The sequence below is a fragment of the Marinomonas epiphytica genome, from assembly GCF_054780655.1.
In genome coordinates this window covers 114,590-140,698 of the sequence record NZ_BAAGVX010000029.1, presented here as the reverse complement: position 1 = coordinate 140,698, position 26,109 = coordinate 114,590, and the positions used below count along the sequence as shown (strand labels likewise).

The 26,109-nt window shown below is 44.5% G+C and carries 24 protein-coding genes; 19 read left to right on the top strand and 5 right to left on the bottom strand.

Annotated elements, in window-relative coordinates; genetic code table 11:
• The first annotated feature begins 299 nt into the window (after positions 1-299).
• From ACYVGZ_RS08820 to ACYVGZ_RS08800, 5 genes are all read left to right on the top strand, one after another.
• Positions 300-578, top strand: a complete 279-nt coding sequence (locus ACYVGZ_RS08820) for a type II toxin-antitoxin system RelE/ParE family toxin (RefSeq protein ID WP_460754117.1) — start codon at positions 300-302, stop codon at positions 576-578.
• Positions 578-871 carry a HigA family addiction module antitoxin gene (locus ACYVGZ_RS08815; RefSeq protein ID WP_460754114.1) on the top strand — a complete coding sequence of 98 codons (294 nt, stop codon included), beginning with the start codon at positions 578-580 and terminating at the stop codon, positions 869-871. The genes ACYVGZ_RS08820 and ACYVGZ_RS08815 overlap by 1 nt, the downstream gene beginning before the upstream one ends.
• Positions 872-973: 102 nt before the next feature.
• The gene (locus tag ACYVGZ_RS08810) at positions 974-1,687 is read left to right on the top strand and encodes a transposase (RefSeq protein WP_460754111.1); all 714 of its coding nucleotides are present in this window, start codon (positions 974-976) and stop codon (positions 1,685-1,687) included.
• A 48-nt stretch (positions 1,688-1,735) separates the two neighbouring features.
• Positions 1,736-2,122: a hypothetical protein gene (locus tag ACYVGZ_RS08805; RefSeq protein WP_460754108.1), complete on the top strand. Its 387-nt coding sequence runs from the start codon at positions 1,736-1,738 to the stop codon at positions 2,120-2,122.
• A gap of 386 nt (positions 2,123-2,508) precedes the next feature.
• Positions 2,509-3,351, top strand: coding sequence for a DNA ligase (locus ACYVGZ_RS08800; protein WP_460754105.1), 843 nt, complete (start codon positions 2,509-2,511; stop codon positions 3,349-3,351).
• Between the two features lie 205 nt (positions 3,352-3,556).
• Here ACYVGZ_RS08800 and xthA read toward each other — a convergent pair whose 3' ends face one another.
• On the bottom strand, positions 3,557-4,369 hold the full coding sequence (xthA, locus tag ACYVGZ_RS08795) for an exodeoxyribonuclease III (RefSeq protein ID WP_460754102.1): 813 nt from the start codon (positions 4,367-4,369) through the stop codon (positions 3,557-3,559).
• Between the two features lie 201 nt (positions 4,370-4,570).
• Between xthA and gorA the strand changes: the two genes are divergently transcribed.
• The gene (gene gorA / locus ACYVGZ_RS08790; RefSeq protein WP_460754100.1) at positions 4,571-5,944 is read left to right on the top strand and encodes a glutathione-disulfide reductase; all 1,374 of its coding nucleotides are present in this window, start codon (positions 4,571-4,573) and stop codon (positions 5,942-5,944) included.
• 173 nt (positions 5,945-6,117) lie between these two features.
• Positions 6,118-7,185, top strand: coding sequence for a sensor domain-containing diguanylate cyclase (locus ACYVGZ_RS08785; RefSeq protein ID WP_460754097.1), 1,068 nt, complete (start codon positions 6,118-6,120; stop codon positions 7,183-7,185).
• A gap of 7 nt (positions 7,186-7,192) precedes the next feature.
• Here the strand turns inward: ACYVGZ_RS08785 and ACYVGZ_RS08780 are convergent, their stop codons facing one another.
• Complete coding sequence (locus ACYVGZ_RS08780; RefSeq protein ID WP_460754094.1) at positions 7,193-8,956, bottom strand: DEAD/DEAH box helicase family protein; 1,764 nt, start codon at positions 8,954-8,956, stop codon at positions 7,193-7,195.
• A 163-nt stretch (positions 8,957-9,119) separates the two neighbouring features.
• Here ACYVGZ_RS08780 and trhO point away from each other — a divergent pair, with 163 nt between their 5' ends.
• The 10 genes from trhO (at position 9,120) to ACYVGZ_RS08730 (ending at position 18,653) form a co-directional block, all read left to right on the top strand.
• Complete coding sequence (gene trhO, locus ACYVGZ_RS08775) at positions 9,120-10,112, top strand: oxygen-dependent tRNA uridine(34) hydroxylase TrhO (protein WP_460754091.1); 993 nt, start codon at positions 9,120-9,122, stop codon at positions 10,110-10,112.
• A gap of 233 nt (positions 10,113-10,345) precedes the next feature.
• On the top strand, positions 10,346-12,559 hold the full coding sequence (gene dnaX / locus ACYVGZ_RS08770; protein ID WP_460754089.1) for a DNA polymerase III subunit gamma/tau: 2,214 nt from the start codon (positions 10,346-10,348) through the stop codon (positions 12,557-12,559).
• Positions 12,560-12,571: 12 nt separating this feature from the next.
• On the top strand, positions 12,572-12,898 hold the full coding sequence (locus tag ACYVGZ_RS08765) for a YbaB/EbfC family nucleoid-associated protein (RefSeq protein ID WP_460754086.1): 327 nt from the start codon (positions 12,572-12,574) through the stop codon (positions 12,896-12,898).
• A 9-nt stretch (positions 12,899-12,907) separates the two neighbouring features.
• Positions 12,908-13,501 carry a recombination mediator RecR gene (gene recR, locus ACYVGZ_RS08760; RefSeq protein ID WP_460754083.1) on the top strand — a complete coding sequence of 198 codons (594 nt, stop codon included), beginning with the start codon at positions 12,908-12,910 and terminating at the stop codon, positions 13,499-13,501.
• Position 13,502: 1 nt separating this feature from the next.
• Positions 13,503-14,645, top strand: coding sequence for a ribonuclease D (gene rnd, locus ACYVGZ_RS08755; protein WP_460754080.1), 1,143 nt, complete (start codon positions 13,503-13,505; stop codon positions 14,643-14,645).
• Positions 14,646-14,698: 53 nt separating this feature from the next.
• Positions 14,699-14,992: a YcgL domain-containing protein gene (locus ACYVGZ_RS08750; protein ID WP_460754077.1), complete on the top strand. Its 294-nt coding sequence runs from the start codon at positions 14,699-14,701 to the stop codon at positions 14,990-14,992.
• A 2-nt stretch (positions 14,993-14,994) separates the two neighbouring features.
• Positions 14,995-15,477 (top strand): YcgN family cysteine cluster protein, encoded by a 483-nt coding sequence (locus ACYVGZ_RS08745; RefSeq protein ID WP_460754074.1) that lies wholly within the window; start codon positions 14,995-14,997, stop codon positions 15,475-15,477.
• 44 nt (positions 15,478-15,521) lie between these two features.
• The gene (locus ACYVGZ_RS08740; RefSeq protein WP_460754071.1) at positions 15,522-17,396 is read left to right on the top strand and encodes a vWA domain-containing protein; all 1,875 of its coding nucleotides are present in this window, start codon (positions 15,522-15,524) and stop codon (positions 17,394-17,396) included.
• A 50-nt stretch (positions 17,397-17,446) separates the two neighbouring features.
• Positions 17,447-18,235 carry a class II glutamine amidotransferase gene (locus ACYVGZ_RS08735; protein ID WP_460754068.1) on the top strand — a complete coding sequence of 263 codons (789 nt, stop codon included), beginning with the start codon at positions 17,447-17,449 and terminating at the stop codon, positions 18,233-18,235.
• Positions 18,236-18,263: 28 nt separating this feature from the next.
• Entirely contained in the window at positions 18,264-18,653 is a 390-nt protein-coding gene (locus ACYVGZ_RS08730; protein ID WP_460754065.1) for a VOC family protein, read from the top strand.
• Between the two features lie 49 nt (positions 18,654-18,702).
• On the opposite strand, the gene cysK is transcribed toward ACYVGZ_RS08730, so the two are convergent.
• On the bottom strand, positions 18,703-19,668 hold the full coding sequence (cysK, locus tag ACYVGZ_RS08725; protein ID WP_460754062.1) for a cysteine synthase A: 966 nt from the start codon (positions 19,666-19,668) through the stop codon (positions 18,703-18,705).
• Between the two features lie 189 nt (positions 19,669-19,857).
• Between cysK and hrpA the strand changes: the two genes are divergently transcribed.
• Together hrpA and ACYVGZ_RS08715 are read left to right on the top strand one after the other, a co-directional pair.
• Complete coding sequence (gene hrpA / locus ACYVGZ_RS08720; RefSeq protein ID WP_460754059.1) at positions 19,858-23,742, top strand: ATP-dependent RNA helicase HrpA; 3,885 nt, start codon at positions 19,858-19,860, stop codon at positions 23,740-23,742.
• Positions 23,743-23,783: 41 nt separating this feature from the next.
• A complete protein-coding gene (locus ACYVGZ_RS08715; RefSeq protein WP_460754056.1) occupies positions 23,784-24,569 on the top strand; it encodes an MlaA family lipoprotein in 786 nt (261 codons plus the stop codon).
• Between the two features lie 11 nt (positions 24,570-24,580).
• On the opposite strand, the gene ACYVGZ_RS08710 is transcribed toward ACYVGZ_RS08715, so the two are convergent.
• Positions 24,581-25,093, bottom strand: a complete 513-nt coding sequence (locus tag ACYVGZ_RS08710; protein ID WP_460754053.1) for a sugar O-acetyltransferase — start codon at positions 25,091-25,093, stop codon at positions 24,581-24,583.
• Between the two features lie 64 nt (positions 25,094-25,157).
• Complete coding sequence (gene tal / locus ACYVGZ_RS08705) at positions 25,158-26,108, bottom strand: transaldolase (protein ID WP_460754049.1); 951 nt, start codon at positions 26,106-26,108, stop codon at positions 25,158-25,160.
• Between the last annotated feature and the right edge of the window lies 1 nt (position 26,109).

Here is a 26,109-nt window from a genome sequence, read left to right as displayed (position 1 = left end):
TGCGTACAGCAGGTTATCGCTTAGCCTATGAAGTCATTGACGATGAAATCGTGGTGTATGTGTTGGCTATTGGAAAACGAGACAAAGATGCAGTGTACAAAAAGTTAGCATCGAGGTTCTCGTAACTGCAGAATAACAAAGCGTTTAAGACAGATTCCCAACGCTTGGCACTTTTGGTTTACTTTGAATTTAGTGTTTACGGCACAATGGTTTAGGTTTGGTGGTCAGTGTTGCTCACTACTTAACGCAGCGTTATATTCCTATTAGACACCTGTTGCGCAACGCGCTACACTTTCACCATGATCAAATCATTTAAACATAAAGGACTCAAGAAGTTCTTTGAATCGGGAAACGAAGCCGGAATTCAAGCCAAACACGGGCGTCGACTAAGAATGCAATTGGCCGCTATTGACACGGCAACAGTGATCGAAGATGTTGATTTACCAGGCTTTAAACTCCATCCGCTTAAAGGCAATAGAAAAGGTATTTGGTCTATTACCGTTAACGGAAATTGGCGAGTAACTTTTGAGTTTATAGATGGAAATGCTTACATACTTAATTATGAGGATTATCACTAATGACTATGCATAATCCACCGCATCCGGGTGAATTTATTTCCGATGTATATATGCAACCCTTTGGCTACAGCTGCAGATTTGTTGCTAAACAACTTGATGTTTCAGCGTCAACTTTAAACCGCATCTTAAAAGGCAAAAGCGCTATAACGCCTGAGATGGCATTACGACTATCAAAGGCTCTTGGAAGAACTCCTGAAAGTTGGTTGGTGATGCAAGATAACTACGATCTTTGGCAAGCCAAACAGAATGTTAATCTTACTAAGGTCCATCCAATAGATTTCGCAATGGCGTAATCGGAATGAGATAGGGGTCAGAGTAAAATTAAATCGACTCCCTAGCCAACCCCACTTCATGCTATCTTTATATATCCTAAAGTATGTGAGAAAGGAGTCTCCATGCCACGTCGTCTGAGAGTTTCTATTCCTGGCTATGCCGAGCATATCATCCAGCGAGGTAATAACCGCCAGCCAATTTTTGCCTGTGATGAAGATATGAAAGCCTATGCTCATTGGCTTAGTGAGTATGCTAAGAAGTTTGGAGTGTCGATACATGCCTGGGTGTTTATGACAAATCATGTGCATTTGTTGTGTACGCCAAGCAGTACAGCAGCTATCTCCAAAATGATGCAGTCGCTAGGTAGGCAGTATGTACGCTATTTTAACTATACCTATCAACGTACTGGTACTTTGTGGGAAGGGCGATTTAAGTCCTGTCTAGTGCAAGACCAAAGTTACCTTTTTCATTTGTACCGCTATATTGAGTTAAACCCAGTTAGGGCTAATATGGTGAAAGATCCTGCTGACTATTCTTGGTCAAGTTACCAATGTAACGGTTTGGGTATTAACAGTGAACTACTGACACCCCATGAACTTTATCAATCATTGGGAAGAACAAAAGAAGAACGATGTGATGTGTATCGAGCAATGTTTCAGTATCAGGTAGATGGTAAATTGCTAGAAGACATTCGTTTAACTGCAAATAAAGGCTTAGCATTAGGAAATGATCGATTTAAAGAGCAAATAGAATTGCTAACAGGGCAACGGCAAACGCAGTCAAAGCGTGGACGAAAAGATGGGTGGCGTAAAAATAGTAATGATGGCGGATCGTAGAGATTTAATTTTACTCTGACCCCAATTATTCCGAAGAAGAAAAACTCTATGAAGAATTATGTTTTATTAGTTTTTGTATTGCTTATGAATACTGCTTGTACTGAACGTGTAAAGGTTATGGTTGGCGGTGAAAAGAATTACGATGCTTGTTATTCTGCTGCGGAAGTATTTTCTTCAACAGCGAAAAAAGTAACCGTGTATTCAGCTCCTGATGATGAATCAAATGTTATCGATGAAGTTGCTACTGGAATATATGTTTCTGTGTGTGATTATTCGGACAAAACTCTTGTGGATGATTGGGTTGGTATTGTCTACAAAAATGACGAATCTCTGGTTTGTGGCGTTGGTACTACTGTTGAAAAGAGGCAGCCATATAGTGGGCCATGTAAGTCTGGTTGGATAAAAAGAGCAAATTTAAAAAATTGGATTGGATAATTCTAATAAGTACTTTAATTATGGGCTTAGCGGCGCGGGAAGCGCAAGCTTTTCGGCCCATTAAGTGTGTGTTAGGGCTACCTTGAGTATGATTTACTAGTCTCACTATTGAAAAGAACTATTACTAGCTTCCGCAAGGTGGCTGAGTAAACTTCGGCTAAGCGAAAATACTCGAGAAAGAACCTACGTCAAGCTAGAAAAAGAATTGATGCCAGGTTTTTATTCTGTCAGAAGTCAGCTTGCGGGGCATTGAGCTTGCCGCAATCAATTGTGTCAAATAGCGCCAGCGTTGAGTTACTCAAGCTTTACTTCTATACCTAGAGGGTAGCAAACACTCGTTTGCTAGTGCGTTATGGATAACGCAATCAAGATTCAAGGAGTGAAATATGCTTAAACAATATATAGCGGCCTGTTTGCTGTGTTTTGGGGTGGTATCGGCATGGGCCCAACCCGATGTGCAATTGGCTAACGTGCTGTCTGATAACGTGCAGATCGAAGAGTACTTGGTCAGCGAAAAGTATGACGGTATTCGTGCGATCTGGACAGGCCAAAAATTATTAACCCGAAAGGGAAATGAAATTCACGCGCCAGCTTGGTTTATCGAGCCTTTGCCAAATATATGGCTAGATGGCGAGCTTTGGAGTAAGCGCCAAGACTTTGAGTTCATTAGCTCCGTAGTACGCAAGAAAAAACCTCAAAATGCCCAGTGGCAATCTATTCGTTATATGGTGTTTGACGCACCAGATAAAGCCCGGTTATTAACCTTTGAAGAACGCTATGTACGTTATCAGCGTATTGTCGCCGAGCTTGGGGTGAGCCATATTCAACCTGTAGAGCAACGATCACTTAACAGTACAGATGAGCTTTATCAAATGTTAAAAGAGCGAGTCGCTGATGGGGCAGAAGGCTTAATGTTACACAGAAAGGCCGCCCTGTTTCATCATGGCAGAAGCGATAACTTATTAAAGCTAAAACCCTATCTGGATGCAGAGGCAAGGGTGACGAAAATCCTGCCAGGTAAAGGAAAGTATTTAGGTAAAATGGGCTCAATTGAGGTGGCAATGCCTTCTGGTTTGCGTTTTAAAATTGGTACAGGTTTTACTGATGCAGAGCGTGAAAGTCCTCCACAAATTGGCGATCTCATTACTTACCAGTATCAAGGTTTTACTAAGCGGGGGTTGCCAAGGTTCACAAGCTTTCTACGAGTTCGCCATCCGGTCGAGCCTTAGAGTAGATGAAAGCAGAACAGACGAAAACAGATTAGGGGAGTTTTTTTTGGGGTTGTATATTGACTTTTTAGGTTAAAATTTATGGTGGGAAAATCATCCACACAGACTGTGGATAAATCTGGGGGTAGGCCTAAATAAGATTCGCTATCATCCCATAGAATCGAGCTGCAAATTGATTGGTTAAAAAATATACAGCTCGGTTTGGTTAGGCTAAGTCGAAAACCGACCAAATAGGTGCGTGGTCAGACGGCTTTTCTAAGCCTCTTAGCTCATAGTCTACATCCGCTTCTTTTAGGCTAGGGGCTAAGCCTTCTGAGGCAAGAATCACATCAATACGCAGACCTCGTTTAGGCTCATCATCAAACCCTTTGGAACGGTAGTCAAACCAGCTGAAACGGTCATCAACACTGGGTTTTAGCTGTCTGAAGGTATCTGTAAAGCCCCAGCTGGTTAATCGCTGAAACCATTCTCTTTCTTCTGGTAAAAAGCTACATTTGCCCGTTTTAAGCCAACGTTTTGCATTCTGCGGACCGATACCAATGTCTAGGTCAGTCGGAGAAATGTTTATGTCTCCCATAACGATAATTTTTTCATCGGGAGAGTGCTGCTCTAAGTAGCTCATTAAGTCCGCATAGAACTTACGTTTAGCAGGGAATTTAGTCTCGTGATCACGGTTTTCACCTTGTGGAAAATAACCGTTTAGCACCTTAACTGGGCCTTGAGGCGTGTCAAAGGTGGCAATGATCATACGGCGTTGAGCGTCGTCTTCGTCGTTAGGGAAGCCATATTCCACATGGGTAGCAGGCTGCTTACTTAAAATGGCAACGCCGTAATGAGATTTTTGACCATAATAATAGGCGTGGTAGCCAACGGATTCGGGAATCTCATGGGGAAAAGCGTCATCATGTACCTTAATTTCTTGCAAGCCGATGACATCAGGAGCGTGCTTGTTAACAAGCGCTTCGATTTGGTGGGGGCGGGCACGTAAGCCATTAATATTGAATGAAACAAACTTCATGATAACTCTTTCCTTATGTTGATACTAGGCATCATACCGACAAGGGGAGTTGTCATAAAGCCTTGTAGGCGTTTCTTGGAAAAATCGATTTTCTTGTCACATTTTAGGGCAAAACATCCGCTATATTTTTTAACTTCTTGGAACTCTGCTGTTACACTTGCTGTCACTTATGGCACATAAAAAAGTTTTGGAGAGCGATAAATGGCTTATCAATATGATTTGTTTGTAATTGGCGCAGGGTCTGGTGGTGTACGAGCTAGCCGAGTGGCGGCATCTAAAGGTTATAAGGTCGCGGTGGCCGAAGGCAGCGCACTGGGTGGAACCTGTGTCAACATTGGCTGTGTGCCGAAAAAGCTCTTTGTTTATGGTTCTGAATACGGTCACGGTTTTGGTGAAGCCGCTGGTTACGGTTGGCAAGTGGGCGACGTAAACTTTGACTGGTCAGTGTTAGTAAACAATAAAACTAAAGAAATTGAACGTTTAAATGGCATTTACGGTAATTTGCTAGGCAATGCGGGTGTAGAAGTTATTTCTGGCTTTGCTAAGTTTGTAGACGCTCATACGGTTGAAGTTGCAGGCGTTCAATATACTGCGGAAAAGATCCTGGTAGCGGTTGGGGCTAAGCCTTTCATTCCAGACTTTGTTGGTAATGATTTGGTGGTGAGCTCCAATGAAATGTTCTACCTCGATACCTTACCAAGCAAAGCGCTGGTTGTTGGTGGTGGTTATATAGCGGTTGAGTTTGCAGGCATCATGCAAGGGCTTGGCGTGAAGACCACACTGGCTTACCGTGGTGAGCAGGTATTACGCGGTTTTGATGAAGATATTCGTCAGTTTGCGAGTGAAGAGTACGCTAAATCTGGCATTGATATGCAGCTCAATACGGATGTAGAGCGCATAGAGCTGGCTGAGCCTGGTAACGATCAAAGTGATCGTGTTGTGTACTTCAAAGACGGCCGTGAAGAGCGTTTTGGCTTGGTGTTATATGCAACCGGTCGAGTGCCTAATACCGCTACGCTTGCCCTTGATAAAGCTGGCATTGAAGCAGGCAAAAACGGGGCGATCAGTGTAGATAATAACTTTAAAACTCAGGTTGATAGTGTTTTTGCGTTAGGCGATGTTACCGATAAAATCCAATTAACCCCAGTGGCGATCAAAGAAGCCATGGCGTTAATCGATTATTGGTTTGAAGGAAAGGAAGTTGATTTTGACTACGACAACATTCCAACAGCAGTCTTTAGCCAGCCGTCCATTGGTACTGTGGGTTTGTCTGAGCAAGAAGCCGATGCACGCGGATTAGATTTTAGAGTTTATCAGACAGACTTTAGAGCCATGAAGCACACCTTAAGTGGCGCGACTACTCGCTCTATGATGAAATTGTTGGTCAACAATGCTGACGACAAAGTCATAGGTGCTCACATGGTGGGCGACTATGCTGGTGAAATCATTCAAGGGTTGGGGATTGCCATTAAAGCGGGCGCAACCAAGGCCGACTTCGATGCTACTGTTGGGGTGCATCCAACCAGTGCGGAAGAGTTTGTCACCTTCTCAGAAGGGGCATTGAAAAAACGCTAGCATCTAACTGCTAGGCTAAATTTTAAAAAAAGACGCAATTCTGCGTCTTTTTTTGTAGCTGAAATGTAAACTGCCGCAACATCGGCTTGTTATTATGAGAGTTGGCTGACTACACTTGTCTCATTAATTTGGCATGGAACGCTTAACCGTTACTGAGTTTTGAGGGCTTGCCAATGAACTTTTCCACCTCAAGTGAACAAGTAATCCGTCGCTTGTATCAAATTACCAATGATCATTATCTTGGTTTTGATATGCAAATCATCAAACTCCTTGAAATGGGGTTAGAGCGCTTTAATTTAGATATTGGTATTTTATCTAAGATTGAAGGTAATGATTATGTGATACAACAATGTGTGGCACCTGAAGAACTACCGTTAGAAAGCGGTAGTCGATTTGATTTTGAGGCGACTTATTGTGTTATAACTTGCCAAGCCAATGAACCTGTTGCAATTGAGCACATGGCACGTGAAGACGAGTTATCCTGCCACCCTGCATATAAAGCTTTTGGTCTAGAAGCTTACATAGGTATGCCAATTTATTTGAACGATGAGTTTTATGGCACGTTAAATTTTTCCAGCCCATTTCCTTTCCCGCGTCAGTTTGATGAAGTAGACATAGACGCTTTGCGCCTAATGGTCTCCTGGATAGAAGTTGAGCTTTCAAGGCAGAAGCAAGAGCAACAAATGAAGAAACTTAATGAAGAGTTGGCTTACCTTGCCACCCACGACAGCCTAACTCATGCTTATAATCGCTTAGGTATGTACCAAAAACTAAACGAAAGCCTGCAGCAGCTTCAGCAAGAAAAAGGTGAAGGGGCGTTAGTCGCCGTTGATTTAGATGGCTTCAAAAAGGTGAATGATGAGTATGGGCATAAAGCAGGTGATGACGTACTGGTTCAACTGGTGGCGGACATTCAACAGGTTTTGAGTGCTGAAGACATGGTGGCTCGTATAGGTGGAGACGAATTTATCGTCTGGTTGCCAGATCAAACGGAAGAAAAGGCTATCGAGGTTTGTGACCGAATTTTATCTAACGTGAATCGCACTTTCGAAGATTCATTCCATCTGACTGCTTCAATAGGGTTGCATTGCATTAATTTTGCGACACCTTCAAAAAGAGTAACAGAGAAACAGATTGATCATTGGCTCTCAATGGCGGACATGGCGTTATATCAGGCTAAAGGAGCGGGTAAAAACTGTTTAGTAAGTCAGTCTAACCTGCATTTATCAAGGGTAAGTTAAATCGGTTTTAATTAAGTTGGTTTGCTTTGCGGTAGGCACCTTGGTAGTCGAACAGACGTTCTGTAACTTGCCAAAAATGCTTATTCTTTTTACTAATAACAAAGTCAGGGCATGGCAGGTACGGAATGAAACTGTTTACCTCCTCGGCTTGTTCAAAATCCACTGTCACACTGGCCCCTGCCAGTCTGCGAGTAAATAACTGATTAAACAAGGCCTTAGAGTGCGCCTGATTAAAGTGAAAATACTCACTCAAGGTTAGTCCATCCTCATCGTGATAAATGGCTTTTAAGCGGTTTTTGCTCTTTTCAATTTCTATTGTTAATCCTGAACAGCGTAACACTCGGTTGCCTTTTAGATTAAGTGCTTGGCGAAGCTGCTCATCTGGGTCAATGAGTTTTTCAAAACAGCTTTGGCACTGCCGTGCAGCAATGTCGTTTTCAGCTTGGCAATAGGGGCAGGTTTTAAAGCTAAAGCGATAGTCGCATTGCACAGCTTCTGGCTCTTCCTCAACTAAGCCATGACAGCGCCTGCCGTAGTGTTCTAAAAGGTTACCTTGGTCGTCTAACTCACCCCAAAAGGTATTGGCAAAACCGCATTTAGGGCAGTGTACTTGTACCGCTTGGGAGGCGTTGTTGGGCTTCTTTTCACCAATTTCAGGTTGGAAAATATCATAGCCTTTATTGGTATAGTCCAGAATCAGGCAGTCTTTTTTGCCTGGGCTGAGCCTTAAGCCGCGACCCACGATCTGCTGAAATAAGCTAATGGATTGAGTGGGGCGCAAAATAGCGATCACATCCACATGAGGGGCATCAAACCCAGTTGTCAGAACCGAAACATTGACCAGATACTTAAGTTGTTTGCTCTTAAATTTGTTGATAATGCGGTCACGTTCGTGGCGAGGCGTTTTTCCTGTCACTATAGCAGTTTCTGACTCAGGCAAATAACTGAAAATTTCTTCTGCGTGGTCAATGGTGGCAGCAAAAATCATGACCCCTTGTCTGTCATGGCTAAACTGTAAAATTTGTTCCGTGACTGCTTGGGTGACCCTAGGGTGCCTTTGAATTAACTCATTCAGTTCTAGGTCAGAGACATCCTGATCACCATCTAAACTTTCATCGAGCTGGCTAAAATCGTAGTGGGCGGTGGCGGCATTATAGTGAATGGGTTTGGTTAAATACCCCTGTTTCACCATGTGTTGCAAGGGGAGCTCATAAACACAGCGAGAGAAAAAAACGTTCTCTTTTTGGTCGTCTGAGATACGGGTAAAGCCATGGTAATGATGTTGATAGATCCACCCACTGCCTAAACGATAGGGGGTAGCGGTCAAACCTAATACTCTGACATTAGGATTGAGGGTTTTAAAGTGTTCAATGGTTTGCTGATATTGGCCTTCATCGTCCTGATTTACGCGGTGGCACTCATCGATGATGATTAAACTCGCAGGGTGCTCAAAGGCATCTAAATGGTTGCTAATAGATTGAATGCTAGCGAAGGTGGTTTTAAAATGACTGGACTTTTCATTTAAACCAGCCGAAAAAATGCCCGCCGTATGACCAGTGGCGAGAAATTTTTGATGATTTTGCTCCACCAATTCTTTGACGTGAGCAAGGCAGAGTACTCGTCCTTTAGCTAGTCGGCTTAATTCTGCAATAACCAAGCTTTTGCCAGCGCCTGTGGGTAATACTACCACTGCTGCTTGTTGGCTTTTTCGAAAGTGTGCTAATACTGCATCAACACTGGCTTGTTGGTAATCACGTAAGACATATTTCATGGGTATGAGGGCTATTGGCTTGTCATTGAAATAGAGCAAAACTAGAGTGGAATCATAGCATTTTTTGCTCGTAAAAGGGTCGAAAAAAACACGAATTATCTCTATAATGCGCGCCTTGTTTAATTGCTCTGGTTTTACGTTCCAGACCGCATAGGAGAAAAAAATGTCTAAAGTCGTTGTGTGCGCACTCTACAAATTCGTCACCTTAGAAAACTACCAAGCGCTGCGTGAACCCTTACTTAGCGTGCTGGAAGAAAATGGCATTCGCGGTACCTTATTGCTTGCCAACGAAGGTATTAATGGCACTGTGGCAGGGTCTCGCCAAGGCATCGACACTATGCTGGCGTGGTTAGATAAACAGCCAGGCTTAAATGACATTGTTTATAAAGAATCATACGACGATGCGATGCCGTTTTACCGCACTAAGGTAAAACTGAAAAAAGAAATCGTTACCATGGGCGTTGAAGGTATCGACCCTAAGAAAGTGGTCGGAACTTACGTTAAGCCTTCAGAGTGGAATGACCTGATTTCTGATCCAGATGTTGTATTAGTGGATACCCGCAACGACTACGAAGTGCAAATTGGTACTTTTAAAAATGCGGTTAACCCTAAAACTGACACTTTCCGCGAATTTCCAGACTATGTGAAAGACAACTTAAACCCTGAAAAACACAAAAAAGTGGCTATGTTCTGTACTGGCGGCATTCGTTGTGAAAAATCTACTGCTTACATGAAAGAGCAGGGTTTTGACGAGGTTTACCACTTAGAAGGGGGGATTTTAAAGTATCTTGAAGAAGTCCCTCAAGAAGACTCTATGTGGGAAGGCGAATGCTTTGTGTTTGATAACCGTGTGTCCGTTAACCATGCCCTTGAAAAAGGCGAATATGACCAATGTCACGCTTGCCGCATGCCGATCACCGCAGAAGAAAAGCAAGATGAGCGCTATATTCAAGGTGTCAGCTGCGTACACTGTGCAGACAAATACACAGACGAGCAACGCCAACGCTTTATCGAGCGTGAACGCCAAGTGCAGTTGGCTAAATCCCGTGGTGAGGAGCATATAGGTGCCGAAGTTACAGAAGCTGTGCAAAAGCACCGTTCTGAAAAAGAACTAGAAAGAGAGCGTCAACGTCAGGTTCGTGCTGCGCAAAGCTAAATGAGCTTTAAGACTTGGTGCACTCCAATAGTGAGAGCACCAAGTCATTGATTTACTAAAGCAAGTCTGTTCTATCAGCCAGTTTAACTGGTTCCTCGACCTCAAGCTCGTTAAGCACCCCTTAGAAGCGGCTCTTTTCGTTGTAACTCGAACAATTCCTATCGGTAAACGGTTCCGAAATGGTGCGGACTACCGTACAATTAAAATTCGCTTTTTATTAGCCAGTATCTATCATGAGTTATCAAGTTTTAGCACGTAAGTGGCGTCCACAGACCTTTTTAGAAATGGCGGGTCAGGACCATGTATTGCAAGCCCTAGTGAATGCTTTGCGCCAACAGAGATTGCACCATGCTTATTTGTTTACCGGCACACGTGGTGTGGGTAAAACCACCATTGCGCGTATTTTTGCCAAGTGTTTAAACTGTGAAACCAATGGTATTTCTCCTGAGCCATGTGGTACTTGTGATAGCTGCGTAGAAATAGCAGAAGGTCGCTTTGTTGACTTAATAGAAGTGGATGCGGCCTCCAGAACAAAAGTAGAAGATACCCGCGAGCTGCTTGAAAACGTTCAATATGCTCCAACCCGAGGGCGTTTTAAAGTGTACCTGATAGACGAGGTGCACATGCTGTCGAGCCACTCGTTTAATGCTTTGCTGAAAACCCTTGAAGAACCCCCAGAACATGTAAAGTTTTTGTTGGCTACCACAGATCCGCAAAAATTACCGGTCACGATTTTATCTCGCTGTTTGCAGTTCAACTTAAAGAATATGTCGGCCCAACGGGTGGTGGATTACCTGCAGACAGTACTGAACAGTGAAACGGTTGGCTATGAGCAATCGGCACTCTGGCAAATTGGCCAAGCGGCCAATGGCAGTATGCGAGACGCATTGAGCTTAACCGATCAAGCGATTGCGTTTGGCGATGGCAGTATTTCTGAATCGGGTGTGACGGCCATGTTGGGCTTGGTAAATCAGTCGCAAATTTTAGATCTTTTAGAAACCATTGCCAGTAAAGATGCGGCGCTTACTTTACAAAAAATTCAATCATTAGCTGATTATCAGCCCAATTATGTGGCCCTGTGTGGCAGTTTATTAGATTGTTTACACAGAGTGGCGATTGAGCAACAAGTCCCCGGAGCGCTACAAGACCAGCTAGGGGATCTGCCACGTATACAAAATATTGCTCAGCAAGTGCGCGCTGAAGAAATTCAGCTGATGTATCAAAGCTTGTTGATTGGGCGGCGAGACTTACCCCTTGCCCATTCTATGAAATCAGGCTTTGAAATGTTGATGTTAAGGCTAATCGCTTTTCGTCCAGCACCACCTATGACGGTTAGCCATGCCGCTCCGCCAAGCCAAGAAGTGGTTAGCACCGAGAACCAAAGCCCTATCGTTCATGAGCCTCAAGAACCTGAAGCACAAGCGCCTGTGACAGAGCCTCAACTGAGTGCGCCAGAAATGAGTACCCCTGATAGGGAAGAAACCGTCATTGAACCGAGTAATCAACCGCTACAAGCTGAGTCAGCAGAGTCTTCTGATACTGCTCATGGGAGTGTTGAAGCAACAGAAGCTGAACTGGAGAGCGCTCAAGATGCGTCTTCCCGTCCCCCTTGGGAAGAGCCGGATGAAACACCTGAGCCGTTTGTAGAAAGCAAGCTCCCGACTGAACAAGCTTTTCAGGAGCAAGATGTCCAGGAGCAAGATTCCCAGAAGAAAAAAGACGAGCCTCAGCAATCACCTGCCCCAAAAGAAGTCAGTGAGACACTGGAAAAAATGGTGGAAGCAAAGCGTGCCGCAAGCGTTTATGATGATGCGCTAGTGAACGATGATGACGAAGAGGAAGACGAAGAAGAGGCAGAAGAGCGGGCCATTGCTGATGTTGCAGACCCCTTCAACCCTGCTGCTGATTTGGTTGAGTCATTAGGGCAAACTGACACAGATACCCCAAAAGAAGAGAGCGAGCCGAAAGGGCCAGTGGATTCGCGTTTAGCGAAAATCCCTGATCATATAGCCCAGCCTGCACTGGCATTGCCTGTGCCAGACATGTCGCACTTTAACGAGCTGTCCATGAAAATTTGGTGGCTGGTTGCGCCGCGTTTAGCGTTAACCGGTTTAGTTCACAACATCATTATGAACTCCAGCCTGCAAGAAGCATCAGACCAAGGCATTCGTATTCAAGTGCCATTAGAATACGGTCACATGCTTAATCAAACGCGTTACGAGCAAGTACAAAGTGCTTTGAGTGATTTTTTTGACCAGCCTGTTCCCCTCATTATTGATACGGTAGAAGAGGTGAATGGTGTAACGGCGGAAGAATTTGCTGCTAGCAAACGGGCAGAAGCTTTACAATCTGCCATCGATTATTTGAATTCACATCCAGTTGTGCAAGCATTAACGACAACAATGAATGCACAGCTGATTTACGATACTGTTAAAGTTAAAGCTTAATTGGAGACAAAAATGTTTAAAGGTGGAATGGGTAACATGATGCGCCAAGCGCAGAAAATGCAGGAAAACATGCAGAAGGCCCAAGAAGAAGTAGCCAACATGGAAGTAGAAGGTCAAGCGGGTGCTGGCTTAGTAAAAATTGTTATGACAGGTCGTCATGATGTTAAACGTGTATCAATCGACGATTCTTTGTTTGAAGACGATAAAGAAATGCTAGAAGACCTTATTGCGGCTGCGGTTAACGATGCAGTACGTAATATTGAGTCTAGCCAGAAAGAGAAAATGGAAGCGGCTACAGCAGGTATGTCACTACCACCTGGCTTCAAAATGCCTTTCTAGGAGATTGACTTGTTTAGCCCCTTAATCAAAGAGCTAATTGAATCGTTACGTTGTTTACCTGGTGTCGGTCCTAAATCCGCTCAGAAGATGGCCTTACATTTATTAGAAAGAGACCATCTAGGGGCTGATAAATTGGCTAACTCACTTAGAGAAGCATTGGATAAGGTTGGGCGGTGTTCGAGCTGTCGTACATTAACCGAAGAAGCTGAGTGTGAGATTTGCCAATCTTCTGAACGAGATGCAACGCGCTTGTGTATTGTTGAAACCCCCGCTGACGTCATTGCCATTGAATCAGCGGGCACCTACCAAGGCCGTTATTTTGTTTTATTGGGGCATTTGTCCCCAATTGATGGGATTGGGCCAGAAGAATTAGGTCTCGATAGGCTTGAACAACTGGTAGAGCACAACGGGATTGAAGAGGCCATTATTGCCACTAACTCCACCGTGGAAGGCGAGGCGACTTGTCACTATATCGCGCAATTACTTAAAAATTTAAACATCAATGTAAGTCGTATTGCTCATGGAGTTCCCATGGGGGGCGAGTTGGAATACGTTGATGGAAATACTCTGGCCCTTGCGCTAGAGGGACGGAAGACACTCTAGCATGAATAATCAAGAGCAAAACGGATTGAATATCGTTTGGGTTGAAGACGACGCGGCACTGGCCCAATGGTGTGACTATTGGGCGCAACTTCCTGTGATCGCCGTAGACACCGAATTTATTCGCCGTTCAACCTATTACCCCATCACAGGTTTGATTCAAATCAGTGAAGGGGAAAAGGCGGTTTTGATTGATCCTTTGGCCATTGAAAACTGGTCGCCTTTGCGTGACCTAATGGTTAATCAGAATGTCATGAAAGTCTTTCACGCTTGCTCGGAAGATTTAGACGTTTTTGACCGTTTGCTCGGTGTGCTGCCCAGTCCATTTTTTGATACTCAAATAGGGGAGGCCTTTGCCAGTGCACAATGGTCTCTTAGCTATGTGAAACTCATTCATGCTTATTTAGGCATTGAAGTCGCTAAAGATGAGACCCGCTCCGATTGGTTACAACGTCCATTAACCGACGCTCAAAAACGTTATGCCGCCTTAGATGTGGTTTACCTTGCACAGGTGTATCCTGAGCAAATCGCCAAACTGCAAGCAAAAGAAATGCTAGACTGGGCGCTGGAAGATTGTGAGTCATTAAAAGAGCAATATTTGATTAACTCTGACCCAGAGCAGAACTGGATGAACGTGAAAACCGCTTGGCGTTTATCTCCTCAAAGCCTTACATTGTTGCGTTTGTTGTTTATTTGGCGTGACCAACAAGCCCGCACAGAAGATGTGCCTAAAGGTCAGGTTCTTAAAGACCGTACACTGTGGGCCTTGGCGAAAAACCTACCGACCTTTCATAAGGCCATTGCCGGTACGGAAGAGCTTACAGGACGCCAACACCGTTTGTATGGTGATGTGATTCTGGAAAAAGTCGGCCTAGTGAAAGAGCTGTCGGACGATGAATATCAGCTTCCTTTGCCTATGCCGTTGCCATCTAAAGCGGGCGATCTTACTAAGGCTATTAAAGCTTTTGTCCGTGAGCATGCGCAGCAATTAGAGATTGCCCCAGAAGCCATGATGAAGCGTAAATTGCTTGATCCTGTGGTGCGCCATTTATTCGATGGCAGTGATCTGGATTTAAACATGCCAGGGTTAGAGGGGTGGCGTCGCTCTGTTATTATTGACCCTGTGTTGGAAAAATTTAAAAGTTAAAGACTCAGTGGCTGTTCGTCACAAGATGAACAGCGCGAGCAAGTAGGATTGTTATGAAAGAACATTTAATTGTAGAAGTATTTCGCTCATCAAAGCATGATGAGATGTACCTCTATGTGGAAAAAAGCATCGGCCTGAAAGAAGTGCCAGAAGAATTGATGGTTCGCTTTGGCAAAGGCATCAGCGCCATGACCATGCTACTCACTAAAGAAAAAAAACTGGCTCGTGCCAATGCCGCTGAAATAGTGAAATCCATTCGTGAGAAAGGCTTTTACTTACAGCTGCCCCCAGCCAAAGAAGATTACCTGTTAGATCTCTACAAAACGCCAACTGAGTCAGTTTATTAATTATGATTGCTAAGCGTTTTGAACCTTTTTGGAAAACCACACCTCTTGAAAAAATGAGTGCTCAGGAGTGGGAATCCATTTGTGATGGCTGCGGTAAATGTTGCCTGCAAAAATTGCAAGATGAAGACACAGATAACATTTATTACACAGATTTATCTTGTCACCAATTGGATATCCAAAGCTGTCAATGTAAAGTGTACGCTACACGCCAAAATAAAGTGGCAAACTGCATTACTTTAACTTACGAGCAAATTGATGATTTTCATTGGTTGCCCGATACGTGCGGATATCGTGTGCTACACGAAACGGGAGACCTACCTGAGTGGCACCCTTTAAAAGTTGGTAGCCAAAAAGAAATGTTAAGACAAGGATTAACCGTTTCTCATTATGCGGTTAATGAGCACAGAGTACCGGAAGAAGATTGGGACACCCACATTATTAAATGGGTACATGGTATGCCTGAGTCATACCAACCGACTGAATAGCCAATTTGCTGTTAGTCAACAACCGACAAGAAGGAGTTCACCATATGGCCTGGTTGAGATTGAGTGTTGTTGGGTTTTTTATAAGCGTATTCATGCTAACGGCTTCTATAAGCCGTGCCGACACCCAGTTCCGTGTTATCTTAGATGCCTCTGGAAGTATGCAAACCAGTGATCCAGACCATCTGGCGGGCGAAGCCATTTCTTTGTTGGCGCACTTAGCCCCTGAAAACAAAGCGACCCTAGGTGTGTGGCAGTTCGGTGAAAGCACTCGGGTATTACTGCCTGAAACCCTGGTAAGCCCTTCTTCTAAGCCGCAAATAACTTCTGCATTGGAAACGTATCGCACTGAAGACGAAAAGACCGATCTGGAAACGGCTCTTGCTTTATTGCTAGATACGCCTGATTTGGTGCCTTTGGACAGCGAGGATGAACGCCATTGGATTCTAGTGACGGATGGCATGGTGGACATTAGCCTTGATGAAGAGGTGAATAACTTTTCACGAAACCGCATTCTAAATGAATTGACTCGCCGCCTAGAAAACCTTGGCGTCAAGCTTCATACCATTTCTATGTCCAGTTATACGGACACAGAACTACTTAAAACACTGGCAGTACGCACCGGTGCTAGCCACATGGAAATTGCGGCTCCAGAATCGTTATTGGCTTCTTTTGAGCGTATTTTTAATCAGGCTGTGCCTTACCAAGAAGTCCCTTTTGCTGATCAGCGTACTTACGTAGACGCCAATGTAGACAGCATTCGTTTTACTCTGCTGCATACTAAAGGGCAAGAGCCAGAGATTATTGCACCAAGTGGATATGTGTTTGATCAAAACGCAACTGAGCTAGCAAGTGTGGTCAGTTTTGACCACTTTTCAATGATTACCATTGATCAGCCCGAGGTAGGAAGCTGGCAACTTGCTGGCATGGATCAATCTTTTGCGCAAAGCCGAGTGATTACTTCGCTTCGCTCGCAGCCTACGGTGTTAGATAGCATTATATTTGAAAATGAGCGCTTCTACTCTGCTATGCAAGGGGTCAGTTTAGGCGTACCCATTGAAGACCTCCAATTTGTTAATAGTGCCCGTGCTGAACAAATTTTGTTTCGTGTTAAAGGCGAGGCTAGAACCCTTCTTCGCAAAGACTTGATGCAAACATCAGGGTTTCGTTTTGTCGGTGCGGATTATCAGCTTGAAGAACCTGGTACCTATGAATTGATTACTCTTTTAGAAGCGCGTAATCGTCAGGACCAGCCGTTCTTAAGGCAAACCAGACAAACTTTTTATGTTGCTCCTGCAATACAACTGCAAGGAGAAGAAACCGACCAGGGTTCATTACTTTTCAATGCGGTAGCGAGTAATAAAAAACTGGACCCACTCAGTTCTGATGTGTTCATTGAAATTCGCCGCCCAGGACAATCTGAGGTGTTGCTTGAGCCTATGGAACTTCGCAATTTATCTGCTTGGCAATTTCGCCTTAACAGGGCCATAAGCCCAGAAGATCAAGTACGCGCTCAGCTACTAGTAGATACGGATAATGGCGTGTATGAGTATTGGACCCCAATATGGCGAGAAGGGCCTCAAGCGTTAGACACCGCCTCTATAATAGATATTGACAACCCTGACGATGCTGTTGGCGTGGTGGAGGAGTCGAGCTCATCAGTGGGGGTAAATATTTTACCTGCCTTTTCTGAGCAAGCGCAGCAACAAGTAGCCCAACAACAGGCGGCGCAGCAAATAGACTCAGAGGCATCGCAAATCGTGCCAGCAGTAGAGCCTGATGTCGTGGTTGAAGAGGAGCAAGAAGGCTTGCCATCCAGTGCTGACCAGTACATCAATTGGTTCATTTGGATTGCGATTGTTGGCGGTGGGTTCGTTTTCCTAGTACTGGGGGCGATTGTTTACCGGTCCACAAGATCATAGCTTTCTTACCCCAAGCATAATTTTTTCATTCAAAAAGAGTAGTTACCCCCATGTGCGAATTGCTAGGCATGAGTGCTAATGTACCCACCGATATTTGTTTCAGCTTTTCAGGCTTACGTGCCCGAGGTGGAAAAACCGGCCCACATAAAGATGGCTGGGGCATGGCTATGTATCGAGACGGAGATGTTTGGTCCATTCATGACCCAAGACCCAGTGCAGATTCCGACATGGCCGACGTAATGAGTAAAACCTCATTAAAATGCGACATTGTCATCAGCCATATAAGACAAGCCAATGTGGGGGGCGTGTGTCTTCTTAATACTCACCCTTTTAGCCGTTTGCTATGGGGTAAGACTTGGTCATATGCTCATAATGGGCAATTGGAAGACTCTTTGGCTTTACCTCTTCACCAACAAACCCCGCTTGGCAGTACCGACTCTGAACGGGCATTTTGTTGGCTTCTTGGCCAGCTGCAGGCGCGCTTTGCAGATCAAGAGCCAGACTTACAAACCCTGAGTAATGCTTTGTCTGAATTGGCGCTACAGCTGAAAAGCAAGGGCGTGTTTAATATGATGCTATCAGATGGTCAGCGCTTATTCTGCTTTTGTACCACCAAGCTTCATTGGATTACTCGACGGGCTCCGTTTAAAAAAGCCACTCTGTCTGACGAAGACGTTATTGTAGATTTTCAAGAAGTCACGACAGATAAAGATGTTGTGACTGTGATTGCCACTCAACCATTAACACAAGATGAAACCTGGCAGCAAATGCAAGAGGGCGAGCTTTGTGTATTTGATGACGGGGAAGTGGTTTGCCAAATCAAAGAAGCTAAGGCGTAGACTGATAAGATAAACCTAGGAGAATGGAATGTTTAGCCATGTGATGATTGGATCAAATGACATAGAAAGATCCAAGCAATTTTATAATGAGGTATTGGCTGTATTGGGCATTAAAGAGGCCATGGAAAATGTTAACCATACTGGGCAAATGCGTTTGTTTTATGCTCAACATGGTTCTATGTTTTGTATTACTGAGCCGATTAATAGCGCATCGGCTACGGTTGCCAACGGGGCGACGATTGGCTTTTCCTGTGATTCAGCCGAGCAAGTTAAGCAGTTTCATGATGTGGCTGTTGCCCATGGTGCAACCAGTATAGAAGAGCCACCAGGCTTGCGCGATACATCTACGGGGAAAAAACACCTGTGCTATTTTTTAGATCCAGATGGCCATAAAATTTGCGGTATGTATCGTTGCTAAAGTGAAGTTGGAGCCCGATTATTGGGCTCCAAGTCAACAATTCAGGTTATTACTGTACTAACTCATTGTCGGTAAATTCGCCTTCGAATAAGGCGCTGGATAAGTAACGTTCACCTGAGTCTGGCAAAACCACAACAATCTTCTTATCTTTAAACTCGGCTTCTTGGCTTAAACGTTCCGCTGCAATGACAGCCGCACCGCAGGAAATACCGCACAAAATACCTTCTTCGCGCATTAGGCGTTTAGCCATAGCAATGGCGTCTTCGTTGCTTACTTGTTCAACGCGGTCCACGATAGAAAGGTCTAAATTTTTTGGTACAAAACCGGCCCCAATCCCTTGAATTTTATGGGGTGCAGGGGTTGGGCTTTCGCCATTAAGCGTTTGGCTTATAACAGGTGAACTCGTAGGTTCAACGGCAACACTGGTAATTGCCTTTCCCTGAGTGTTTTTAATATAACGGCTCACACCGGTAATGGTGCCGCCAGTACCCACGCCGGCAACAAATACATCAATTTCACCAGCAGTGTCTGCCCAAATTTCAGGGCCGGTGGTTTTTTCGTGGATCTCAGGGTTAGCTGGGTTTTCAAATTGTTGCAAAAGAACAAAGTTATCGTCTTGGGCGATTTCCTGGGCTTTTTCAATGGCGCCTTTCATGCCTTTAGCTGGCTCGGTTAACACAATGTTTGCCCCCAGTGCTTTCATGACTTGGCGGCGCTCAACACTCATGCTGGCAGGCATGGTGATGGTAATAGGGTAACCTCGGGATGCCGCCACAAAACATAACGCAATACCTGTGTTACCACTGGAAGGCTCAACAATAGATTTACCCTCAGTTAGGATCCCTTTTTTCTCAGCGTCCCATACCATGTTGGCACCAATTCGACACTTAACAGAAAAAGCTGGGTTACGAGATTCGACCTTGGCCCAAATGTTACCCTTGCCAATGCGGTTTAAGCGAACCAGTGGTGTATTACCAATGGTGAGGGAGTTATCTTCAAAAACTTGCTGAGACATGTGAGATCCTTATTGTTAGTCAACAGGGGAAAACGTTGGCCATTTGTTCGCCAAACAACCAACACTATAACCCCTTGATAGGGATTAATGGTAGAATTTACAAGCTTATAGCAACAAACAGTGCATCGAGCTTATGACAACTTATCTCTGCACTGAGTACGTAGAATGTTTAGTACATAGGATTTACTCTTGGAAAACTTTGATCCCCTCAAGCTTATGGCCCGTGATCGCCAGTATATAGAGCGTAAAAGTGCTCAATTGGTGAAACGTCAACAAGCAGGCTTACCCGTTGATCGTATGGTGCAAGATCTACGTCAAGCGGTAGAAAAATCGAGTGCTTTATTTGAGTCACGTGTTAAGGCGCTGCCTAGTATTCGTTACAATGACGAATTACCCGTTGCGGAACGCGCTGAAGAGATAGTCAAAGCGATCCAAGATCATCAAGTGGTGATCATTGCGGGGGAAACTGGGTCTGGTAAAACCACTCAGCTGCCTAAAATGTGTCTGCAAGCTGGGCGTGGTATTAGCGGTGTCATTGGTCATACACAACCCAGGCGTTTAGCGGCTCGCAGTGTGGCCCAGCGTATCAGTGATGAAATGCAAGTTGAGTTTGGTGAACAGGTGGGTTTCCAGGTACGTTTTACCGACGAGACGAGTGACAGTACCCTGATCAAATTGATGACAGATGGTATTCTGCTGGCAGAAATTCAACAAGATCGACTGCTCAGTAAGTACGACACCATTATCATAGACGAAGCCCACGAGCGTAGTTTAAATATCGACTTCCTGCTTGGCTATTTAAAGCGTATTTTGGCTGAACGACCTGATCTTAAAGTCATTGTTACCTCAGCGACCATCGATGTTGAGCGCTTTTCTAAACATTTTAATAACGCGCCGATCATAGAGGTGTCTGGACGTACTTACCCGGTTGAAATCCGCTATCAGCCCTTGCTTAGTAAAAACGATTCAGAAGAGCTGGATGAAGATCAGAGTATGGAACAAGGCATTCTTGACGCGGTAGAGGGCTTGATCGCAGAAGAGCGCCGATCTGGTTACCGTGGGGCTGGGGATATTCTGGTGTTTTTGCCAGGGGAACGTGAGATACGCGCCACGGCTGAGGTCTTGAGAAGAGCGGAGTTAAGAAGTACAGAAGTGCTCCCTTTGTATGCCAGATTGAGTGCCAATGAGCAGCAGCTAATTTTCAAATCTCATGGTGGACGTCGAGTCGTGTTATCGACTAATGTGGCTGAAACCTCTTTGACTGTACCAGGTATTCGTTATGTCATTGATCCAGGCTTGGCTCGGGTTAGCCGTTATAGTGTACGTTCTAAGGTTCAACAGCTCCCGATTGAAAAAATAAGTCAGGCCAGTGCCAACCAAAGAGCCGGTCGATGTGGTCGTGTCGCAGAAGGTATTTGCGTGCGTTTATACGATGAGGCCGACTTTTTGCAACGGGCTGAGTTTACTGATCCGGAAATTTTTCGTACCAATTTGGCCTCTGTTATTTTGCAAATGGCGAACTTACGCTTAGGGGCAGTAGAAAAGTTTCCTTTTGTTGAAATGCCGGAAAAACGCATGATCAACGATGGTTATCGTGCTTTGAATGAACTTGGTGCCTTGCAGAAAGAGCGTTTAACCAACATAGGGCGGCAATTGGCTAAGTTGCCAATCGATCCTAAACTTGGTCGTATTCTAATCGCGGCGGCCCATCATAACGTACTTAAAGAAGTGGCGATTATCGTCAGTGCCTTGTCTATCCAAGACCCTCGTGAACGCCCTCAAGACAAGAAAACTCAATCAGACCAAGCTCATGCCCAAGACAAAGACGAAGATTCAGACTTTGCGGTCTTGTTGAACCTGTGGGAGCGTTTTGAAACCCAGCGCCAAGTTTTGTCGCAAAACCAATTGCGCCAATATTGTCGCAAGCAGTTCCTCAATTACCTGCGTATGCGTGAGTGGCGCGATATTCATCGTCAGATCTTGATCGCTTGCAAGCAGTTAGGCTTTAAAGAGGTTGAACACGAGTCTCGAAATTATGAAGCTATTCATAGGGCCTTATTAGCAGGCTTGTACACTCAGGTAGCCAATAAACTGGACGACAGTAAAGAGCTTTTGGGCTGTCGCTCTCGTAAGGTTTCTGTGTTTCCAGGTTCCATGTTATTCAAGAAGACGCCTCAATGGGTTATGGCGGCGGAATTAATGGAAACCACTAAACTCTATGCACGCGTGGTCGCCAAAATAGATCCAAGTTGGATTGAAGAATATGCCGCGCCGTTTGTTAAACGCCAGTATTTTGACCCCCACTTTTCTCGTAAACAGGGGCGTGTTCTTGCCCATGAACAAGTTTCTCTATATGGCTTAATTATAGTCGCCAAACGTTCAGTCGATTATGGCCAGATTGACCCTGAAGACGCCCGCGAAATATTCATTCGCACGGCTTTGGTGGAAGGAGAGCTGAAAACCAATTTGGCTTTTTATCGTCAAAATCAGAGCTTGATCGAAGAATTAGAAAATCAAGAAGCGAAGCTGCGTACACGTGATTACTTAGTAGATGATGAAGCCATTTTTGCTTTTTACGATCAAAAACTCGATGCCAATATTCGTAATGTTAAAAGCTTAAACTACTTTGTTAAACAACACCCCAAAGCGCTTTTAATGACTAAGCAAGAGCTGTTGAAAAAAGAACTAGAGGTGGATGAGTATGCTTTCCCAGATAGTTTTGGAGTGAATGGTGTTGCGCTCCCAATTGATTATCAGTTTGAGCCGGGTAAACAACATGATGGTGCCACGTTAAAAGTACCTGTTGGCTTGTTGCGTCAATTGAGCTTAGAAGATTTAGGTTGGGCCGTACCTGGTTATATAAAAGAGCGCTGTGAAGCTCTGTTAAGAAGCCTACCAAAAGCCCTTCGAAGACGTTTTGTGCCGATTCCTCAGTTTGTTGATCGAGTGTATCCAAACCTTGCTAAAGAAAAAGGGGATTTGTTGGCGCAATTGAGCTTGCAAATTAAGCGCGAAACCTTAATTGATATTCCATTGAATGAGTGGAAGGCGGAAAAGTTAGAGGCTCATTTAACTCTTAACCTGCAAGTGGTGGATGAGAAAGGCAAGGTATTAGGTTCTGGCAAAGACCTTGCAAAATTACAGACACAATTTGCTGATAAGGTGAGTGAAAGTTTTGCAAAATTTGGTACCAAAAAGCACGAGCTAGATGGCTTAACTCAATGGCCAGAACAGGATATTCCAGAGCGCCAAGAGATAACTCAGGCTGGTATTAAGGTCACGGCATTTCCGGCCCTTGAGGCGCAAGGAGAGAGCGTGGCTTTAAAAATGTTTGATGACCAAGCAACCGCTGTGGAAACTCATAGAAAGGGTGTGATCGCGCTGTTAAAACTGACCTTGCATAAAGACATGCGGTATTTACAGAAAAATTTGCCGCATATTAAAGAGTCTTTATTAATTTTTGCGCCGATTGGTAAAAAAGAAGTGTTAACGGAAGACCTGTTGAATGCGATTTTAGATAAAGTGTTTTTAGACGGGCGAGCATTACCACGTAGCCGCAACGAATTTGACTCGTGTTTGGCGGATAATAAAAACCAATTGATTAGTACCGCCAATGATATGTCTACCCAGCTGTATCGAGTATTGACATCATATCAGGGGGTTACTCGGGCCATGAAGGGGCAAATACCGTTACCATGGACACGTATTTATGGCGATATTAAGCAACAATTAAGTCAATTGATTTACCCAGGGTTTATTGGTCAAACTCCTTTATTTTGGTTGCATCAGTTACCCCGATATTTTAAAGGGGTCGAGGTTCGCTTAGAGCGTTTTCAGAACCATCTGAACAAAGAAAATGCTTTGGTGTCTCAGTTAGACGGTTTATGGCAAACCTATACTCGTCAGCATAAGGCTCACCAGGAAAAGGGGCTGTATGATCCAGAGTTGATCAAATATCGCTGGATGCTGGAAGAGTACCGTATTTCATTGTTTGCGCAGTCGGTGGGGACCTTGGAGCCTATTTCAGATAAACGCTTAGCAAAACAATGGCAATTAGTAAAAAAATTAGTTTAATGACCAACATCTGGTTGGCACAAGGGCAGTAGGTAAGAGTCATGAAAAAAATGATAGGCGCATTATTAATGAGTGTCTTAATGGCATCTCCTGTGATGGCGGAAACCGAAGAAGACCCATGGGAAGGTTTTAACCGAGCCATGTTTACCTTTAACGATACACTGGACTCGAATATCTTAAAGCCAGTGGCGCAAGGCTACCAGAGTGTCACGCCAGCGCCAGTGCAAAAAGGCGTGAGTAACTTTTTTTCCAATATCGGTGAAGTCGGTAATTTTACTAATAACTTACTGCAAGGTAATTGGAATGGCACGGCGTCGTCATTTTTTCGTTTTTTAATCAACAGTACGGCTGGCTGGTTCGGTATTTTTGATGTGGCCAGTGAACTGGGCTTACAAGAATACGATGAAGACTTTGGTCAAACGCTGGGGGTTTGGGGAGTATCGTCAGGGCCTTATTTAGTGTTGCCGTTTTTTGGTCCTTCCACTATACGAGACACTGGCGGGCTCGTGGTTGATTATGCCAACTATGATGTGACGGATGAATTTGATCTTGAGCAAGAGGAACGCTGGGGGCTAAGAGGGTTGGACGTTGTAGAAACTCGTGCCCGTTTGCTATCCGTTGAAGGGTTAGTCTTTGGTGATCGCTATACCTTTGTTCGTGATGTCTATTTGCAAACACGCACCAATGAAATTTACAACGGCAACCTACCTGAAGAACTTCAAGACGACGACAGCTGGGGGGATGACGATTGGGACGATGACTGGGAAAACGAAGAGTGGGATGATGAAGCGTTAGAGCAAGAAGAGGCCATAGAGACAGCTCTATAACCATGCTTTAGTTATAAGTAGGTTTCACCAGCAAGCACATCTCGATTTACCACCGCATTGGCACCAATAATTGCTTGGTCGCCAATGTGGACTCCCGGCAATATTTTCACTCCACCACCAATCCAAACTTGTTTTCCAATGACAATCGGTCTTGCACTACATAGGCCCTCACTTCTGACAGTGGCATTACGTGGGTGGTCGACTGTGTAGAGGTGGGTACCAGGGCCAATAAAGGTATTGTCACCAATTTCAATGTTCGCACTATCCAGAAAAATGCAGCTAAAATTGATATAAACGTTATCGCCTAACGAGATTTGGCTACCATAATCACATTGAAAACCGGGCTCTATGACAATTTGCCCGTGTTGAGCAAATAAGCGTTTTATATGGCGCAGGTTACCCTTGCTAGGGTGAGCGTTATACTTGGCACAGGCCAGCCTAGCCGCTTCCCTTGATAAGCGCAGTTCCACATCCAACGGATTGAATGCTTGTCCGCTGAGCATTTTTTCTTTTTCACTTAGCATCTTGTTCTACCCATAAAAAAACGCGGCTAAATGCCGCGCTTTTATTTGACCAAAAGCGGTTAGATTACAGCATAGAAGCTAATGTGTCTTCCAGTTTACGTTGGTCTACAGCAAAGTTGCGAATGCCTTCAGAAAGCTTTTCTGTTGCCATTGCATCTTCGTTCATTGCCCAGCGGAAAGCAGACTCTGTAATTGCTGCCGGTGCTGGTTTGATTTCAGCAGCAGGCAGTAATTTACGCTCTAGAGTACCTTCGTCTTTCTTCAGCTCATCCAATAGAGCAGGGCTAATGGTTAGGCGATCACAACCGGCTAGTTGCTCGATTTCACCAATGTTACGGAAGCTTGCACCCATAACCACTGTGTTGTAACCGTGCTCTTTGTAGTAGTTGTAGATTTCAGTAACGGAGACCACACCTGGGTCTGTTTCCGCAGTGTAGTCTTGGCCCGTTGATTTCTTGTACCAATCAAGGATACGACCTACGAAAGGCGAAATCAGGTAAACACCTGCTTCGGCACAAGCTTGTGCTTGAGCAAAAGAGAAAAGCAACGTCAGGTTACAGTTAATGCCTTCTTTCTCTAGTTCTTCAGCGGCTTTAATGCCTTCCCAAGTAGAAGCAGCTTTGATCAGTACACGATCACGAGAAACGCCAGCTTCTTCGTATAGGGCAATCAATTTACGCGCTTTAGCTAAAGTAGCTTCTTTATCGAAAGAAAGGCGTGCATCGACTTCGGTAGAAATTCGGCCAGGTACATATTTTAGTATTTCAGTACCAACGATCACGGCAAGCTTGTCGCCAGCATCGATAATTTGTTGAGCCTTGTCATCACTTTGAGTTTTCGCCCAAGCAACGGCTTGTTCAAGGAAAGGAGCGTACTCTGGAATTTGTGCGGCTTTTAGCATCAAAGATGGGTTAGTAGTTGCATCTTCTGGTAGGAAGTCTTTGATTGCAGTGATATCACCGGTATCGGCCACAATGGTCGTGAACTCTTTTAGTTGAGATAACTTGTTGCTCATT

What these genes read in the sequence shown, in the direction of transcription:
- ACYVGZ_RS08820 (WP_460754117.1), top strand. Translation starts at nt 300, where the DNA reads ATGATCAAATCATTTAAACATAAAGGACTCAAGAAGTTCTTTGAATCG.
- ACYVGZ_RS08815 (WP_460754114.1), top strand. Translation starts at nt 578, where the DNA reads ATGACTATGCATAATCCACCGCATCCGGGTGAATTTATTTCCGATGTA.
- ACYVGZ_RS08810 (WP_460754111.1), top strand. Translation starts at nt 974, where the DNA reads ATGCCACGTCGTCTGAGAGTTTCTATTCCTGGCTATGCCGAGCATATC.
- ACYVGZ_RS08805 (WP_460754108.1), top strand. Translation starts at nt 1,736, where the DNA reads ATGAAGAATTATGTTTTATTAGTTTTTGTATTGCTTATGAATACTGCT.
- ACYVGZ_RS08800 (WP_460754105.1), top strand. Translation starts at nt 2,509, where the DNA reads ATGCTTAAACAATATATAGCGGCCTGTTTGCTGTGTTTTGGGGTGGTA.
- xthA (WP_460754102.1), bottom strand. Translation starts at nt 4,369, where the DNA reads ATGAAGTTTGTTTCATTCAATATTAATGGCTTACGTGCCCGCCCCCAC.
- gorA (WP_460754100.1), top strand. Translation starts at nt 4,571, where the DNA reads ATGGCTTATCAATATGATTTGTTTGTAATTGGCGCAGGGTCTGGTGGT.
- ACYVGZ_RS08785 (WP_460754097.1), top strand. Translation starts at nt 6,118, where the DNA reads ATGAACTTTTCCACCTCAAGTGAACAAGTAATCCGTCGCTTGTATCAA.
- ACYVGZ_RS08780 (WP_460754094.1), bottom strand. Translation starts at nt 8,956, where the DNA reads ATGAAATATGTCTTACGTGATTACCAACAAGCCAGTGTTGATGCAGTA.
- trhO (WP_460754091.1), top strand. Translation starts at nt 9,120, where the DNA reads ATGTCTAAAGTCGTTGTGTGCGCACTCTACAAATTCGTCACCTTAGAA.
- dnaX (WP_460754089.1), top strand. Translation starts at nt 10,346, where the DNA reads ATGAGTTATCAAGTTTTAGCACGTAAGTGGCGTCCACAGACCTTTTTA.
- ACYVGZ_RS08765 (WP_460754086.1), top strand. Translation starts at nt 12,572, where the DNA reads ATGTTTAAAGGTGGAATGGGTAACATGATGCGCCAAGCGCAGAAAATG.
- rnd (WP_460754080.1), top strand. Translation starts at nt 13,503, where the DNA reads ATGAATAATCAAGAGCAAAACGGATTGAATATCGTTTGGGTTGAAGAC.
- ACYVGZ_RS08750 (WP_460754077.1), top strand. Translation starts at nt 14,699, where the DNA reads ATGAAAGAACATTTAATTGTAGAAGTATTTCGCTCATCAAAGCATGAT.
- ACYVGZ_RS08745 (WP_460754074.1), top strand. Translation starts at nt 14,995, where the DNA reads ATGATTGCTAAGCGTTTTGAACCTTTTTGGAAAACCACACCTCTTGAA.
- ACYVGZ_RS08740 (WP_460754071.1), top strand. Translation starts at nt 15,522, where the DNA reads ATGGCCTGGTTGAGATTGAGTGTTGTTGGGTTTTTTATAAGCGTATTC.
- ACYVGZ_RS08735 (WP_460754068.1), top strand. Translation starts at nt 17,447, where the DNA reads ATGTGCGAATTGCTAGGCATGAGTGCTAATGTACCCACCGATATTTGT.
- ACYVGZ_RS08730 (WP_460754065.1), top strand. Translation starts at nt 18,264, where the DNA reads ATGTTTAGCCATGTGATGATTGGATCAAATGACATAGAAAGATCCAAG.
- cysK (WP_460754062.1), bottom strand. Translation starts at nt 19,668, where the DNA reads ATGTCTCAGCAAGTTTTTGAAGATAACTCCCTCACCATTGGTAATACA.
- ACYVGZ_RS08715 (WP_460754056.1), top strand. Translation starts at nt 23,784, where the DNA reads ATGAAAAAAATGATAGGCGCATTATTAATGAGTGTCTTAATGGCATCT.
- ACYVGZ_RS08710 (WP_460754053.1), bottom strand. Translation starts at nt 25,093, where the DNA reads ATGCTAAGTGAAAAAGAAAAAATGCTCAGCGGACAAGCATTCAATCCG.
- tal (WP_460754049.1), bottom strand. Translation starts at nt 26,108, where the DNA reads ATGAGCAACAAGTTATCTCAACTAAAAGAGTTCACGACCATTGTGGCC.